The sequence below is a fragment of the Marinobacter sp. bablab_jr003 genome, from assembly GCF_016464245.1.
GTDB classification, from domain to species: domain Bacteria; phylum Pseudomonadota; class Gammaproteobacteria; order Pseudomonadales; family Oleiphilaceae; genus Marinobacter; species Marinobacter vinifirmus.
On sequence record NZ_JADARC010000037.1, the window covers coordinates 193,269 to 206,836 of the forward strand.

A 13,568-nucleotide genomic window follows, 5' to 3' on the forward strand; every position below is an offset into this window, starting at 1 on the left:
GCGGGCCGGTGGTCGCCGGCCTGCTGTTCCGGGTACTTGCCAACCGGCACGTTGGCGACAACACTAAGGGCCTTCAAATGCCTGAAACCATCACCGTGCGAGACACCATGAACCGATTCAATAAACTGACCTCCGCGCTGCTGTTGGCCTGTGCCACCCTGGCAACACCGGTACTGGCGGCTGATCATGGTAAACATGCTGGGCACAGCAAGGTCCGGATCGACAACCCCTGGAGCCGGCCAACCCCGCCCGGCACGCCCATGGGCGTGGGTTACCTGGCCATCACCAATAACGGCGAGCAGGACATCACCCTGGTTGCAGCACAAAGCCTGAGAGCCGGCCATGTCTCCATCCACGAAACCTCCATGCACGAAGGTGTGATGCGCATGCAGCCGGTGAAGGGTGGCCTGGCCATTCCGGCTGGCGAAACCGTTGAGTTGAAACCCCGCAGTTATCACCTGATGCTGGAGCAGTTACCCCAGCCCCTGGTTGAAGGCGAGAAAATTCCGGTGCAGCTGGACTTCGACGGTGCGGACGACATGGATATTGAGCTGGTGGTCCAGCCGCTGGATGGCATGCCTATGGACCACTCGAAGATGGATCATTCCAAAATGAAACACTGAGGCGGTCTGAGGGTGTTCTGATCCGGAAGCGCTTAACGCTTCACGCAGGCAAAGATCGCGTTTCCGGATTCGCCATCCCAGGGCACAATGCGTTCGTAGTCGTGCTCGAAGATGTGTACCTCGAACCACGGCTTCAGCAGCGCTTCGAACTCTCCGAAGCTGAGTGCCACCATCGGGTGCTCATCCTGCCAGGACTCGCAAACACCGTTGGTGTTGCGGTCAATACTCAGCCGTAATGATTGCCGCTCACCAGGGCCGGCGTAGTGCCAGCCGGAACGGAAGCTGAACTCGCTGCCATCATGCTGCGTTGTGTGGCTGACATACAGGTTGTTATTGATGCGGGTTTTGTCCACCGCATTGAAGCAGAGCAGCCCGTTTTCTGATAACGCCTGGTGGGCACTGCGGATGCAGCCTTTGAGTTTCTCGATGCCATCGCTGTAGTGGATGGAATACAGAAAGCAGGTGACCAGGTCGAACGGCTGCGCTACCTGAAACGCACACATATCCCCAACGCTGAATACCGCCTCCGGGCAACGCTGCTGCGCTACATCCAGCATCGGTTGGTTGATATCCAGCCCCTGACACTGAAAACCGTCATCCAGGAAGTGACGAATATGCGGGCCGGTACCACAGGCCAGGTCCAGTTGGCTGTTGCCTCCGTTACCGAACAACTGATGCAGGCGTCGGATACCCCGGCTTTGCGCCCGGTAGTCGATATCTGCACACATCAGGTCATAGTACCCGGACAAGTCCGTGTATAAGGCATTGGTAGACAATGGAAAGCCTCTGCAGGATTAACTGGATCACCTCTGGCGATCAGCAGCTGCAGGGCAGGCAAGGCGCAGCGGGCGGGCGTTTCGAGGGCGGGGTATGGTACCGAATTTGCCCGTTAGCCGGTAGCACTTCCAGAAGCGGTTTCCGACTTATATTGACGGGTGGCATAAAGTCATTGTGGTCACTCTCCTTCGCTATTACGGCACCGCCTTGCACCTCGGGGCGTTGCGGCGGTTCTGAATTGAATGCAGAATGCCGTAACGGTTTAATCTGCTATTCAACAGCCCCGAGAGTGGAGTTCAGCTATGTCGCCAAAGGATATTGTGGCGCAGTTTATTTCAGACATTCACGCCCAGCGTTTTGACGAGGCCAAGACCCTGTTGGCGGAGGATGACTTTGAATATGTGGGGCCCAACATGCGCTTCCTCAGCCGGGACGACATGCTCGCTTACCAGTTCGGCATGGCCGCTATCCAGAAAGACCTGGTGCTGCGGCAGCTAAGCGCAGACGGCGAGCACGTGTTTGCGATCCTGGACTACCGGACGCATTTCGAACCCATCGGAGATGTGCGGCTTGCGGTGTGGTTTCGCGTTCGTGATGACAAAATCCATACCATGGAAACCTTCTATAACGCCGCAGTAGTGGAGAATATGTTGGGGGGTAACCTGCCAACGGCAGGCTGAACAAAGCAGGTTCACATTGTTCAGCCCTGGCAGGCTGCCTTCAGGTACGCTCCCTGAAGGCAGGTTCTGATTACTGTCTTGCGCGCTTGCGGGCAGCGCCCAGGCCAAGCAGGCCCAGACCCAGAAGTGCCATGGTGCCGGGCTCTGGCACGGGCAATTCGGTGACGTTGAGGCGGGCCATCAGATCGATTGATGTGTCAGCATTTTCCGCGGTGAAGAAGGTCTCCACCTCGCCGGCAAAGCCAATCAGATCCAGACTGTAAAGGTTGTTACCCAGCTGGAACTCTGAACTGGTCAGGTGTTGATCCAGAATCCATACCTGGTCATCCACATCGCCAGTTTGCGTAATGATGTCCCTCCAGAAACCCAAGCAAAAGCCACCGAGATTTAGCCCCCAGCACTGTTGTCCGATAACTTCCGGCGCTGTATTCGGCGTTTCGTTGTGGGCAAAGACAAAAGTGCCAGAGGAGCTGCCATTATCACCAAACCCGTCAAAGCCCAGATTGACTGCCAGGTCCACCCCGGTAATGCCATCACCGGTCACCGGCTTGTTGATGTGAGTCAGGCTGCCCAGCACAAAGGCATCGTTGTCCAGAATCGTCTGGGGCAGTGGAGCTGTTCCATTAAAGTTATAGCCACTCTGGCCATAGCCTGAACTGTAGCCCCAGCGAATCTGGCTGGTACCTTCACCGTTAACGTTGGAGCCACCAACGGCATTTTCAAAGCTTCCAGATACAGATGTCAGGTTAACGGGAAACGCAAACGCAACGCTGGCGGTCAGTGCGGTTGCAGTTGCGACTAAGGCTTTTGCTAACATTTTCATTATTCGTTCCTTCGTTTTGAGTGAGTCCGTTCTTGTTTAGCAAGTTAAGTGCCATTTCTTTAGGTTATTGATTTTTAGCTGGTTTTATGATGCCCTGAAAATATGTGTCAATTAACCTGACATTTGCGTTGTTCTTAGGCTGTTCCAGCGCTGGTTATCGCTGTTGGGAGCGGTAATGTGTCCATATTATTTACAGTCTTTCGGTCGCGCCTGGACTGTAGCGATCTCTCGTTGCCATACGGTAATGCTCCCGGCATGAAGAAACCGGCAAGCCGTGCTATCAATTGAGAGGGATTATTATTTTCTCCTGAAGGAATGGGCATGGCTTACTGGTTGGTGGACAGCCCGGGTTCTGGCGATGGCTCTCGCGACAGCGATTTCTGGCTGAAGCACCTGCGCGAGCAGGGCATAAATGACGTAACCGTTTGCAAGCTGGATGACGCCGAGCAGTGGATTCGCCTTGTATCGGGTGATGATTGCCTGATGGCGGCGGGTGGAGACGGTACGGTAAACGGCGTGGCGTCACTTTGTCTTCGTACCGGCGCAACCCTGGCGGTTCTGCCATCGGGCACCGCTAATGACTTCGCCCGAAACCTGGGCCTTCCTGAGGATCCTTCAGAGGTTGTTCGGCTGGTGGCAGAGGGTGGCTCGCAACGGATTGATGTGGCGGAGTTTGCAGATCGCATCTATTTGAACGTGGCTCATATCGGGCTTGGTACCTTGCCCTCCCGAAAGGCCAGTTCCCCAACCAAGCAAGCTTTGGGGAAATTCAGCTACCTGGCCACCCTGTTTCAGCAGGTGGGTGCCAAGCGGGGCTTCCGGGCCAGGATTCAGACGGATCGCTCATCGCTCGAAGGCCGCTGGCTCTCCATTGCGGTTGCCACGGGAGCCTATTTTGGCGGAGGCCAGGAAATACCGGAAGCCTCGGCTGACGATGGACTGCTGGATATCATTGCCATACGCCCCCGCCCGCTAGCCCAGTTGTTACTGACCTTCCTGACGGTCCGACTGAACCGGAAAACGCCCCGGAGAACCAGCACGGTTATTCAAGTCAAAGGCAAGTGGTGCCAGATAGACACCCAGCAGCCCAGAACCGTAACCGTAGACGGTGATGTAGCCGGCAAAACGCCCTTTCGGGCGACTTGCCGGCCGGGTGCTATCCGGGTGATTGGCAAGAGGGTCGTGCATACCGGCGAGGAGCCGGCATCGGGTTAGACTGAGATGCCGGCTTTGCGTGCCCTGGCCGCGTGCAGCTTTTTGTAGCTCTCGATCATCTTCAGGTGCCGGTCGAGGCCGCGCAGATCCATGCCGGTTTCTTCAAGGCCATAGAAACGCACGGTGCCGTTGATGGAACCCTCGACGGCATCCATTACCTCGTTGCCGAACATGCGGCGGAAGTTGTAGAGGTAGTCTTCCAGCTCCAGTTCTTCGTTCAGTGTCGCTTCCAGGGCTGCGTTCATGGCCTGGTAGAACAGGCCACGCTCAACGGTGTTGTCGTTGAACTGCAGGAACATCTCCACCAGCTCCCGGGCTTCTTCCAGTTCACCCAGCGCCAGGTATATCAGCAGTTTCAGTTCCAGAATGGTGAGCTGGCCCCACACGGTGTTTTCATCGAACTCGATACCGGTGAGAGTGACGATGGTCATGTACACGTCCAGCTCGGCCTCTTCCAGCCGCTCCACCAGGCTGGTTAGTTCGTCCTCATCCAGGCGGTGGAGATTGAGGATGTCTTCCCGGAATTCCAGCGCCATGTTGGTGTTGTCCCACACCAGGTCTTCCACCGGATACACCTCGGAATAGCCGGGTACCAGGATGCGGCACACCGGCGCACCCAGATAATCGAAGCCGGCTATGTAGCACTCCTTGCCCATATCCGCGAGCATCTGGAACAGGGTGGCAGCTTCTTCTTCGTTGGTGCCGGAGAAGTCCCATTCCACAAAATCGTAGTCGGATCTGGCACTGAAGAAACGCCAGGACACGACACCGCTGGAGTCGATAAAGTGCTCAACGTAGTTATTGGGCTCGGTCACCGCCATGGAGTTGAAGGTGGGGGCGGGCAGGTCGTTCAGGCCCTCGAAACTGCGGCCTTGCAGCAGTTCGGTCAGGCTGCGTTCCAGCGCTACGTGGAAGCTGGGGTGAGCGCCGAAGGAGGCGAACACGCCGCCGGTTTTCGGGTTCATCAAGGTTACGCACATCACCGGGAACTGGCCGCCAAGGGAGGCATCCTTCACCAGTACCGGGAAACCCTGTTCTTCCAGGGCCTTGATGCCTTCGACAATCCCCGGGTACTTGGCCAGCACGCTATCCGGCACATCCGGCAGGGCGATTTCGTTTTCGATGATTTCTTTTTTCACTGCCCGCTCGAAGATCTCGGACAGGCACTGCACCTGCGCTTCCTGCAGGGTGTTGCCGGCGCTCATGCCGTTGCTCAGGTACAGGTTCTCGATCAGGTTGGAGGGGAAGTACACGGTTTCCCCATCGGAGTGGCGCACGTAGGGAATGCTGCAGATGCCCCGCTCCGGGGTGCCGGAGTTGGTGTCATACAGGTGGGTGCCCAGCAGTTCGCCATCGGGGTTGTAGATGGCCAGGCAATGGTCGTCCAGGATGCCCTCGGGCAGTTCTCCTTCCGGACCCGGCTGGAACCATTTCTCGTTCGGGTAATGCACGAACTCGCTGTTGGCGATGTCCTGGCCGAAGTACTGGTCGTTGTAGAAAAAGTTGCAGTTCAGGCGCTCAATGAATTCACCCAGGGCCGAGCACAGGGCCGCTTCTTTGGTAGAGCCCTTACCGTTGGTGAAACACATGTGGGCGGCGGTATCGCGCACGTGAAGGGACCAAACATTGGGCACGATGTTGCGCCAGGAGGCAATCTCGATCTTCATACCGAGATCCGCCAGGATGCCACTCATGTTGGCAATGGTCTGTTCCAGCGGCAGGTCTTTGCCTTCGATGTAGGTGCTGGAGTCGCCGCCCGGAGCGGCAGTCAGCAGGGCCTGGGCGTCTTCGTCCAGGTTTTCCACTACTTCAATCTGGAAATCCGGACCGGTTTGCACCACCTTTTTGACCGTGCAGCGGTCGATGGAGCGGAGGATGCCCTGGCGGTCCTTGTCGGAAATGTCTTCCGGCAGTTCTACCTGAATCTTGAAAATCTGCTTGTAGCGGTTTTCCGGGTCTACAATGTTGTTCTGCGACAGCCGGATGTTGTCTGTGGGGATATCCCGGGCATTGCAGTAAACCTTCACAAAGTAGGCTGCGCACATGGCCGATGAGGCCAGGAAGTAGTCAAACGGGCCGGGCGCCGAGCCATCGCCTTTGTAGCGGACGGGCTGGTCTGAGATGACGGTAAAATCGTCAAACTTGGCCTCAAGCCTCAGGTTGTCGAGATAATTGACTTTGATTTCCATGGGCAGCTTACCGGATTCAGAAATATGAGCAGTTTACGCGGAATAGACGAGGTGATCCCCGATGCGCGGGATGGTCTCACAAAAACGGAACGGACGATACTTTACGTCCTGAGCGAGACCCAGAAGGAATTGGGCGGCCGTAATGTGCCGACGGTAATGCTGTATGGCCGGGTGCTGGAGTATGTGAATATCAGCGTGGACGAGCTGCACCTGTACCTGGATCGCCTCGGTGTGAAAGGAGACGGGCTTTAGGGCTGGTGAGCGCTGAAGTCCCTTGGGTCTATCCGGTAATAGCCGCACATCGCCTTGTAGACCTCCGGTTGCGCCTCTAGCAGGTGTTCCGGCTGCTGAAAGAAGGCTTCCGTCAGCACCGCAAAGAACTCCGCCGGCTCGGTGGCGCCATAAGGGTCCAGCCAGGGTTTATGGTGGTGTTCCAGCCGGTGTTGCAGGTGGTCCCAGGCCTTGGTCATGGTTTCCTGCCAGTTCCGGGCCTGCTCGCCATACAGTGGTGGTGCGCCATCAGCGGTGCCGTCCAGGTAGTCCAGCTGGTGGGCGAATTCGTGAAGGATCACATTATGGGGGCTGTGTGGCTCGGCGATGGCGTTTTCGCACTCGCTCCAGGCCAGTACCACCTGGCCACGGGAGGAAGCTTCGCCGGCGCGGACCTGGTCACTGTGGCTTACCACCAGGCCGTCGCTCTCAGTGCCCTGAGCCCGGTAGACGTCCGGATACACCAGAATACTCTGCACCTCATCGTAGTCTGAAAACGGCCGTTCCAGAATCAGCAGGCAGGCGTGGCCAGCGATGGTCACGCGTACTCTGTCGTCTACCTCAAAGCCATCGCAGCCGTAATAGTCCTTCTCTGAGACAAACAGCTGCACCAGGTGCTCAAGCCGCTTCCTTTGCTGCGGTGCCAACCGTTTGTAGGCGGGTACCTGCTTTTTCAGATAGCTTCGCCAGGGTTTGGGGAAGGGCTGCTGCAGTTCCCGCTTTCGCCGCCAGGTGCGATAGAAAAACAGGTAAAACAACGACCCGGCAAGCAGAGTGGTGGCGAAGACAGCAAAAATGACAGGCGCAGACATCAACAACTTCCCTAGGCGTGTCTGGCCAGTCTACCTCAACGATCAGCGAACCACGAAAACCGAAATGTCGCTGTGTTTTACGATCTCAGCGGCGTTAGAGCGCAGCAGGTGCAGCTTATCTCCCAGTCCGGGCGTGTGCGATGCCATCACAACAAGGTCTGCGCCAGTATCTTTGATGGCGCCCAGTAACTTGGAATCCAGTTCCACGGCCGTATCGACAGACGCAAGTACCTTGGCGTCCGTTTTTATGCCGTGAGCTTGGCCTTGCTCATGGGCAAACCCGGCAAGTTTCTCGGCAAGCTCTTTCGGGTTGTGGGCGGCGGCGCCGGGCGTGCTATTGGTGACCGTCACGTAGCACAGGCTTGCCTGATAGTGCTTTGCCATGTCGATGGCGGTGCTCAGGGTTTTGGGAATCTTGTCCATGTGAGAAAGATCCACAGGTACGAGTATTTTTTTGTACATGGTTCAGTCTCCATTGCTCAGAATTTGAACTTATGTCTTCAAGTCTGGACCATGAAACGACAGGTCGGCAAATCAGAGGCAGCTTTATGAAGTATATTTTTGAAGTCACCGTGAAGGACGGCCACACGGCGGAGGATTATGCAGGTGCCTGGGTAAGAGCCAGCGAGCTGATTCAGCAGGCGCCGGGGGCGCGGGGCACTGAATTGCACCGGAAGATCGGTGAGCCGAACAAGCTGATTGCCATTGCCAGCTGGGACAGTAAGGCAGACCGGGATGCCATGGACGCAACCAAGGACCCCCGGATTATGGACATCATCAAAAGCGCGGCGCCGTTCGTGGAGATCCGGCCTTTGGGTGAATTTGAAGACCCGGAATGGGTGGTGATGCCGCCCGGATACAACGGGTAATCAGTGGTCATCGAGCTTGTTCAGCGTCAGGTCTTTGTCCAAACGATAGGTGTCGAAATCTTTGGCCAGGAACAGGTGGCCTATGTAGTGCTGTAACGCCTCCGCCGCCAACTGATTAATATGGGGCGTGCCGCCAGGTACCGACTGGTAGCGGGAGCTGAAATGAGTCAGCACCAGGTTAGGTAGTTTCACGCTCTCGGCGAATCGGGCGACCTGCTGCGCCGAGCTGTGCTGGGGCCAGGGGCCGACCCGGTCGGCGACGTCCTGGGTGTAGGTGGCCTCGTGAATCAGTACTTGGGTGCCGTTGCAGGCATCTTTCAGCAGTTCCGGTGTGTCATTATCACCACCCACAATGATGCGCCGGGCGGTTCTGGGTATCTCCGTGTAGTCATCGCTCCTCAACAACCGGCCGTCATCCAGCAGCACGTCTTTGCCCTTCTGCAGATCGCCCCAGGATGGACCCGCCTCTATGCCGTCCGCCGTCAGTTTCTCCTGCCTTAGCTGGCGTTCCAGATTTCGTTCAGTAAAGACATAAGCGCGACAGGCAACCCGGTGCGAAAGCGCCACGTTGGTAACCCCCACGTTGTCATCCTGCCAGTAAAAATCGTGCGCTTCGGAATTGATGAAGTTCAGCGGGTAGCTCAGGCTGGAGTCGCTGTTATCTATCGTCGCCTCTATGAACCGACGCACCTGTGGCGGCGCAATGATGTCCAGGGGCTCGGTGCGGCCGAGCATGGAAGCGCTGGTAAGCAGGCCCGGCAGCCCGAAGGTGTGGTCACCGTGGATGTGGGTGATAAAAATTGCCCGCAGCTGCATCACCGAATAGCGGGTGCGCATCAGTTGGTGCTGGGTGCCTTCTCCGCAATCGACCAGGTACCAGGGTTTGGGACCGGACCGGCAAAGGGCCAGGCCAGTAACGTTCCGTGACCGGGTTGGTGTTCCGGCGGATGTGCCCAGGAAAGTAAATTCCATCGTGCCTCGTTTCGCGGTAATGTGCCCCCTAATGATACGAAACCCTGCTCTGAGATGATACGGAACCCATCATGTCTGAACTCGCAAACTACGAAAGCTTTAACATCGAAGTAAAAGACCACATCGCCCACGTACAGTTCAGCCGCCCTGAAGCGCTGAACTCCATGAACAAGGCGTTCTGGCTGGAGTTGCCCCGCTGCGTGCATGACATCGAAGCCAACACAGACGCCCGGGTGATTGTGGTCTCCTCTACCGGCAAGCATTTCTCCGCCGGCATGGACCTTGGTGTGTTTTCTGATCCGAAATCCGTGCCCATGAGCGGCGATCCCGGCCGTATGGCTGAGAACCTGCGTAGAGTCGTACTGCAGTTGCAAGACACCCTGAGCTCGCTGGAAAAAGTACGCCTGCCGGTGCTGGCGGCGGTTCACGGCGGCTGCATTGGTGGTGCGCTGGATCTGGTGTGTGCCGCCGACAGTCGTTACTGCACGGTGGATGCCTACTTCACCATCAAGGAAACTGAGCTGGGAATGACCGCCGATGTAGGCACCCTGCAGCGTTTGCCCAAGCTGATGCCCGAAGGCGTAGTGCGGGAACTGGCCTACACCGGCCGCAAATTCGGCGCCGAAGAGGCCCAACGTCTTGGTTTCGTGAATACCGTTTACGAGAACCAGGAGGCGATGCTGGAAGGTGTGATGGCCATTGCTGCCCAGATTGCGGCCAACTCGCCGCTGGCGGTGACCGGCTGTAAGGAAATGATCAATTTCAGCCGTGATCACAGTGTGGAAGACAGCCTGAAGTACATGGCTACCTGGCAGGCCGGCATGTTCCGCCCCGGAGACATGATGAGATCCTTCCAGGCCAAGGCTCAGAAACAGGCTCCGAGCTACGATGCGCTGTTCCCCGTCAAGGATCTGTTCGACAACTGATCCATGCCTGAACGAGGAAGTCCCTCCATGCCTTCAGCCACCGCCCTGATGTTTCAGGGCGGCATTGGTTTAATCGGCCTGTTTGCTGTCTGGCTGTTTGAGATCCCGCTGCTTCTTGATGGCCTGAATGCTGTTGAGGTGGCGCTGTTCGGCACAGTGGGGGCGGTTGGTACCTACCTGGTGCTGGTGTTGTTATCCCGCGTGCCCTGGCTTTTTCCGGATAACCTGAGCAGCCAGATGCAAGCGCTCTATAACTTTGCCGCCGGTTATCGCTGGCCGGTACTTGTGGCGTTGTCGGTGCTGGCGGGTGTCGGGGAAGAGTTGTTGTTTCGCGGGGCCATTCAGGGCTGGCTGCTGCAGCACACTGGCCCCTGGACAGCGGTTATTGCGGCTTCCGTGTTGTTCGGCCTGGTGCACTATGTTTCGTTCACCTATTTCGTGATGGCCACAGGCCTTGGTGCAGTGTTGGGCGTTGCCTACCAGTTCAGCCAGAGCCTGGCGCTGGTCATGGCCTGGCATGCACTGTACGACATGGTCGCGCTCTATTGTCTGCTGCGTTATCCCCACTGGTTTGGTGTTCGCCGGCCCCGGCCCTGAACCAGAAGAGTTCCCACCTGTGAGGCGCGCGGGTATCCTTGCGCCAGTTTTTTCGGAGTAGTTGGAATGCTTGAGAGTTACCTGACCGGTCTGCTGGTGTGTGGCGGTATTATCGTGGCCATTGGTGCCCAGAACGCTTACATCCTGAGCCAGGCCATTCGCCGGGAGCACCACTGGTGGGCAGCCGGGTTGTGCATGGTGTCAGACGTACTGCTGTTTACGCTCGGCATGTTCGGCGTGAGTGCGGCCCTGATGGCGGCACCCCAGGCGCTGGAAGTCTTGCGCTGGCTGGGTGTTGCCTTCCTGGGCTGGCTGGCCCTGCAGGCGTTCGTGCGGGCGGGCCGTGGCCGGGCAGCGCTGAAGGCGTCGGGTGAGGTGGGGCGAAGCCTGAAACGGGTTATCCTGACCACCCTGGCCGTAACCCTGCTTAATCCGCAGGTTTACCTGGACACCCTGTTGCTGATCCCGGCAGTGGGTGCCCAGCAGAGTAGTGCCGTGACTTTTGTGGCCGGCGCCAGCAGCGCGTCGATCCTCTGGTTTGGTGGTCTTGCCTGGTTCGGCTCCAGGCTGGCACCGGTTCTTTCCAAACCCGGTGCCTGGCGAGTGATTGATGGCGTTATTGGCCTGATGATGGCGGCTATCGCTTTACAGCTGGCCCTTGGCGGCCTTTGATATCTCGCCTTTCTCAACTTGTTCCAGAAATGCACGGATATCCTCGAAGGCTTCTTCGGCTTCTGGCAACAGCGGTGTGAAGATGTGCCACACATGCACCATGTTCTGCCAGGTGTGCAGTTCAACCGGTGAACCTTCAGCCCTGGCCTTGGCTGCATAGCGGGTAGAGTTGTCCAGCAGCATTTCTGTGGAGCTGGCATGGATCAGCGTTGGCGGCAGGTTGTTCAGGTTGCCGCGCAACGGCGAAGCCACCGGGTTGGTGGGGGAAATCCGGAATGCCGCCAGTGTGCCCCACCAGAGCACCGGCAAAGGAATCTTGGAGAGCCCGCCAAACACCGGCCCCAGCAGGGGGTCGGTGCGGATGTTGTCGCGGTTGCTGGGGGCCGTCAGGGTGAGGTCTGTGGACGGCGACAGTGCCACTGCGGCATCCGGCTGGCGGATACCATTGTCCCGAACCCAGGCAATCAGCGACAGGGTATGGCTGCCGCCTGCGGAATCACCAGCCACCACCATAAAATCTGCAGTTTCTTCACCGTCCGGGCCGTGGGCTAACAGCCAGGTGTAAGCCTGGCGGCAGTCACGGATGCCATCCATAAAGCGGTGCTCCGGCATCAACCGGTAGTCGAGGGCGAAAACGGCGGCATTGGCCAGCTGCGAGAACCTGTCGGTAATCGCCCGGTGGCTGCGGGGGCTGCCGGCAGCCCAGGCGCCACCGTGGATATACAGAACCCGTCGTCGGGTGTCCACGCCCGGGGCGATAACCCATTCGCCCCTGGGTTGGTCGTTATGACGAATCTCTGAAGTTACTTCAACATCCTCACCCAGACTGTCCAGGTGATTCCTCAGGGCAATCAGCCTGGCTTTGCCTTTCAGTCCCTTTGATGCCCGGCCCATATCTTTAATGCGTGACAGCACCTCATCGTGAGCAGGATTGGGTGCGACTTCCTTCACTGCCCACTCGTTGCCGTCAAATTCGGACAGGTCTTTGACCCGGAACAGCAGGAAAGTGGCAACAACAATCAGCGCGACAATGGCGAGCAAGGTCCAGAGCATGGGTGTTCCTTTTCGGGGAGCAGTGGTTTTATTCTGTGGATCACTGAAATCCTAACACGGCAACTATCACATCCGTGCGTTGTGTTGCCATTGGCCGGGCGGCCGGGGTGCAGGGCAATGTTCGGGAGGCTTGCAGGAAAGGGGGCAGAGAAAAAGGGCCCGGCGAACCGGGCCCAGGGGCCTTAGTGACCGTAAATACGCATAGTGGTGTCCTGAACCACGAGGTTATCCAGCATCACAGAACCAATATTGGCGCCGCCTACCAGAACCTCGCCGATGGACATATCCGCTGCGAAGGTATTCAGGTCGATGGCCAGCGCATCGCCGGAACCGCCCAGACGGGTTGCCTTGTAGACGTCCATATCAATGGTGGCGCCGAGTGTCAGCACGTTCGCGGCTGCAGCGGTGCCATCCAGCTTGGTGCCCATGTAGTCGGCGCCGGTCATTTTCAGGTCACGGATGCCGAGGCCCAGGAAGTCGATGTCAACGTCCAGGTCAGAGATACCTACCTTAGTGTTCAGGTTCAGTCTGTCCGTAGCGGTGTCAACGGTGATGCCTACCTTAGTGAAGGCACCGACCATGTTGAAGTTGCTGGCCAGCAGGGTGGAATCGGTGTGGCCTTCCAGGGTCCACTCGCCGGTGCTTACGCCGAAGTCGATCGGCGCAGCGGTCAGCGGCAATACGTTGATGATTGCGTCGCCGTCAGCAGCTACATCGATCTCGATGGCAATGTTGTCGATCAGGTTAGTGGTGGCGTCCAGCCCGAGTGCATCCCGGAAATCAGTGATTTCAGAGAACAGACCAGTGGTATTCGCACCGCCAATCGAGATGTCTTTGATAGACAGGGAACCTTCATCGGTGTACCGGAATTCGCCGATGTCCACACGGGTTTCCAGCTCGATAGTCACACCGGCCTGACCGGTGATGCTGCCCATCTGGGCGTCATCAATGGGTTTCAGGTCGGCCTGGGCCACAAACGGGAGGCCTGCCATGGCCAGCACTAACGCAGATTTTTTCAGGCTTTTCATTTCGTCGTTCCTTTTTTGATTTTGTTTTCTCTTCTTTCCTGATTCGGGTTACAGCCGGCCGA

The 13,568-nt window shown here is 57.6% G+C and carries 16 protein-coding genes; 8 read left to right on the top strand and 8 right to left on the bottom strand.

All coding sequences use genetic code 11. From position 1 onward, the window contains the following. The first annotated feature begins 8 nt into the window (after positions 1 to 8). Positions 9 to 623 (top strand): copper chaperone PCu(A)C, encoded by a 615-nt coding sequence (locus H3Z84_RS03800; RefSeq protein ID WP_323126945.1) that lies wholly within the window; start codon positions 9 to 11, stop codon positions 621 to 623. A 32-nt stretch (positions 624 to 655) separates the two neighbouring features. Here H3Z84_RS03800 and H3Z84_RS03805 read toward each other — a convergent pair whose 3' ends face one another. Further along, on the bottom strand, positions 656 to 1,399 hold the full coding sequence (locus tag H3Z84_RS03805; protein ID WP_199456374.1) for a class I SAM-dependent DNA methyltransferase: 744 nt from the start codon (positions 1,397 to 1,399) through the stop codon (positions 656 to 658). 303 nt (positions 1,400 to 1,702) lie between these two features. Here H3Z84_RS03805 and H3Z84_RS03810 point away from each other — a divergent pair, with 303 nt between their 5' ends. Beyond that, positions 1,703 to 2,080 (top strand): nuclear transport factor 2 family protein, encoded by a 378-nt coding sequence (locus H3Z84_RS03810; RefSeq protein ID WP_022988629.1) that lies wholly within the window; start codon positions 1,703 to 1,705, stop codon positions 2,078 to 2,080. Between the two features lie 70 nt (positions 2,081 to 2,150). On the opposite strand, the gene H3Z84_RS03815 is transcribed toward H3Z84_RS03810, so the two are convergent. Continuing rightward, positions 2,151 to 2,903: a THxN family PEP-CTERM protein gene (locus tag H3Z84_RS03815; RefSeq protein WP_199456375.1), complete on the bottom strand. Its 753-nt coding sequence runs from the start codon at positions 2,901 to 2,903 to the stop codon at positions 2,151 to 2,153. 321 nt (positions 2,904 to 3,224) lie between these two features. On the opposite strand from H3Z84_RS03815, the gene H3Z84_RS03820 reads away from it, so the two are divergent. Continuing rightward, entirely contained in the window at positions 3,225 to 4,118 is an 894-nt protein-coding gene (locus H3Z84_RS03820) for a diacylglycerol/lipid kinase family protein (RefSeq protein ID WP_199456376.1), read from the top strand. Here H3Z84_RS03820 and H3Z84_RS03825 read toward each other — a convergent pair. Then, positions 4,115 to 6,307, bottom strand: coding sequence for an OsmC domain/YcaO domain-containing protein (locus H3Z84_RS03825; protein ID WP_199456381.1), 2,193 nt, complete (start codon positions 6,305 to 6,307; stop codon positions 4,115 to 4,117). The two genes, H3Z84_RS03820 and H3Z84_RS03825, sit on opposite strands and share 4 nt — an antisense overlap. Before the next feature lie 24 nt (positions 6,308 to 6,331). On the opposite strand from H3Z84_RS03825, the gene H3Z84_RS03830 reads away from it, so the two are divergent. Continuing rightward, entirely contained in the window at positions 6,332 to 6,559 is a 228-nt protein-coding gene (locus H3Z84_RS03830; RefSeq protein WP_022988633.1) for a hypothetical protein, read from the top strand. Here H3Z84_RS03830 and H3Z84_RS03835 read toward each other — a convergent pair. Together H3Z84_RS03835 and H3Z84_RS03840 are read right to left on the bottom strand one after the other, a co-directional pair. Then, entirely contained in the window at positions 6,556 to 7,389 is an 834-nt protein-coding gene (locus tag H3Z84_RS03835) for a zinc-dependent peptidase (protein WP_199456383.1), read from the bottom strand. The two genes, H3Z84_RS03830 and H3Z84_RS03835, sit on opposite strands and share 4 nt — an antisense overlap. Positions 7,390 to 7,431: 42 nt before the next feature. Then, positions 7,432 to 7,851 carry a universal stress protein gene (locus tag H3Z84_RS03840; RefSeq protein WP_199456385.1) on the bottom strand — a complete coding sequence of 140 codons (420 nt, stop codon included), beginning with the start codon at positions 7,849 to 7,851 and terminating at the stop codon, positions 7,432 to 7,434. 86 nt (positions 7,852 to 7,937) lie between these two features. Between H3Z84_RS03840 and H3Z84_RS03845 the strand changes: the two genes are divergently transcribed. Then, the gene (locus H3Z84_RS03845; RefSeq protein ID WP_199456387.1) at positions 7,938 to 8,258 is read left to right on the top strand and encodes an antibiotic biosynthesis monooxygenase family protein; all 321 of its coding nucleotides are present in this window, start codon (positions 7,938 to 7,940) and stop codon (positions 8,256 to 8,258) included. Here the strand turns inward: H3Z84_RS03845 and H3Z84_RS03850 are convergent, their stop codons facing one another. Continuing rightward, the gene (locus tag H3Z84_RS03850) at positions 8,259 to 9,230 is read right to left on the bottom strand and encodes a ribonuclease Z (RefSeq protein WP_199456389.1); all 972 of its coding nucleotides are present in this window, start codon (positions 9,228 to 9,230) and stop codon (positions 8,259 to 8,261) included. It lies immediately after the preceding gene. Positions 9,231 to 9,301: 71 nt separating this feature from the next. Between H3Z84_RS03850 and H3Z84_RS03855 the strand changes: the two genes are divergently transcribed. From H3Z84_RS03855 to H3Z84_RS03865, 3 genes are all read left to right on the top strand, one after another. Next, a complete protein-coding gene (locus H3Z84_RS03855) occupies positions 9,302 to 10,156 on the top strand; it encodes a crotonase/enoyl-CoA hydratase family protein (protein WP_199456391.1) in 855 nt (284 codons plus the stop codon). Positions 10,157 to 10,183: 27 nt separating this feature from the next. Continuing rightward, a complete protein-coding gene (locus H3Z84_RS03860; RefSeq protein WP_199456393.1) occupies positions 10,184 to 10,753 on the top strand; it encodes a CPBP family intramembrane glutamic endopeptidase in 570 nt (189 codons plus the stop codon). A 66-nt stretch (positions 10,754 to 10,819) separates the two neighbouring features. Beyond that, positions 10,820 to 11,425 (top strand): LysE/ArgO family amino acid transporter, encoded by a 606-nt coding sequence (locus H3Z84_RS03865; protein WP_199456395.1) that lies wholly within the window; start codon positions 10,820 to 10,822, stop codon positions 11,423 to 11,425. Here H3Z84_RS03865 and H3Z84_RS03870 read toward each other — a convergent pair. Both H3Z84_RS03870 and H3Z84_RS03875 read right to left on the bottom strand, forming a co-directional pair. Next, complete coding sequence (locus tag H3Z84_RS03870) at positions 11,399 to 12,478, bottom strand: alpha/beta hydrolase (RefSeq protein WP_199456396.1); 1,080 nt, start codon at positions 12,476 to 12,478, stop codon at positions 11,399 to 11,401. The genes H3Z84_RS03865 and H3Z84_RS03870 overlap by 27 nt on opposite strands. Before the next feature lie 182 nt (positions 12,479 to 12,660). Then, positions 12,661 to 13,506 (bottom strand): DUF6160 family protein, encoded by an 846-nt coding sequence (locus tag H3Z84_RS03875; RefSeq protein ID WP_199456397.1) that lies wholly within the window; start codon positions 13,504 to 13,506, stop codon positions 12,661 to 12,663. Between the last annotated feature and the right edge of the window lie 62 nt (positions 13,507 to 13,568).

What these genes read in the sequence shown, in the direction of transcription:
- H3Z84_RS03865 (WP_199456395.1), top strand. Translation starts at nt 10,820, where the DNA reads ATGCTTGAGAGTTACCTGACCGGTCTGCTGGTGTGTGGCGGTATTATC.
- H3Z84_RS03820 (WP_199456376.1), top strand. Translation starts at nt 3,225, where the DNA reads ATGGCTTACTGGTTGGTGGACAGCCCGGGTTCTGGCGATGGCTCTCGC.
- H3Z84_RS03850 (WP_199456389.1), bottom strand. Translation starts at nt 9,230, where the DNA reads ATGGAATTTACTTTCCTGGGCACATCCGCCGGAACACCAACCCGGTCA.
- H3Z84_RS03830 (WP_022988633.1), top strand. Translation starts at nt 6,332, where the DNA reads ATGAGCAGTTTACGCGGAATAGACGAGGTGATCCCCGATGCGCGGGAT.
- H3Z84_RS03855 (WP_199456391.1), top strand. Translation starts at nt 9,302, where the DNA reads ATGTCTGAACTCGCAAACTACGAAAGCTTTAACATCGAAGTAAAAGAC.
- H3Z84_RS03810 (WP_022988629.1), top strand. Translation starts at nt 1,703, where the DNA reads ATGTCGCCAAAGGATATTGTGGCGCAGTTTATTTCAGACATTCACGCC.
- H3Z84_RS03840 (WP_199456385.1), bottom strand. Translation starts at nt 7,851, where the DNA reads ATGTACAAAAAAATACTCGTACCTGTGGATCTTTCTCACATGGACAAG.
- H3Z84_RS03845 (WP_199456387.1), top strand. Translation starts at nt 7,938, where the DNA reads ATGAAGTATATTTTTGAAGTCACCGTGAAGGACGGCCACACGGCGGAG.
- H3Z84_RS03870 (WP_199456396.1), bottom strand. Translation starts at nt 12,478, where the DNA reads ATGCTCTGGACCTTGCTCGCCATTGTCGCGCTGATTGTTGTTGCCACT.
- H3Z84_RS03825 (WP_199456381.1), bottom strand. Translation starts at nt 6,307, where the DNA reads ATGGAAATCAAAGTCAATTATCTCGACAACCTGAGGCTTGAGGCCAAG.
- H3Z84_RS03860 (WP_199456393.1), top strand. Translation starts at nt 10,184, where the DNA reads ATGCCTTCAGCCACCGCCCTGATGTTTCAGGGCGGCATTGGTTTAATC.
- H3Z84_RS03815 (WP_199456375.1), bottom strand. Translation starts at nt 2,903, where the DNA reads ATGAAAATGTTAGCAAAAGCCTTAGTCGCAACTGCAACCGCACTGACC.
- H3Z84_RS03875 (WP_199456397.1), bottom strand. Translation starts at nt 13,506, where the DNA reads ATGAAAAGCCTGAAAAAATCTGCGTTAGTGCTGGCCATGGCAGGCCTC.
- H3Z84_RS03835 (WP_199456383.1), bottom strand. Translation starts at nt 7,389, where the DNA reads ATGTCTGCGCCTGTCATTTTTGCTGTCTTCGCCACCACTCTGCTTGCC.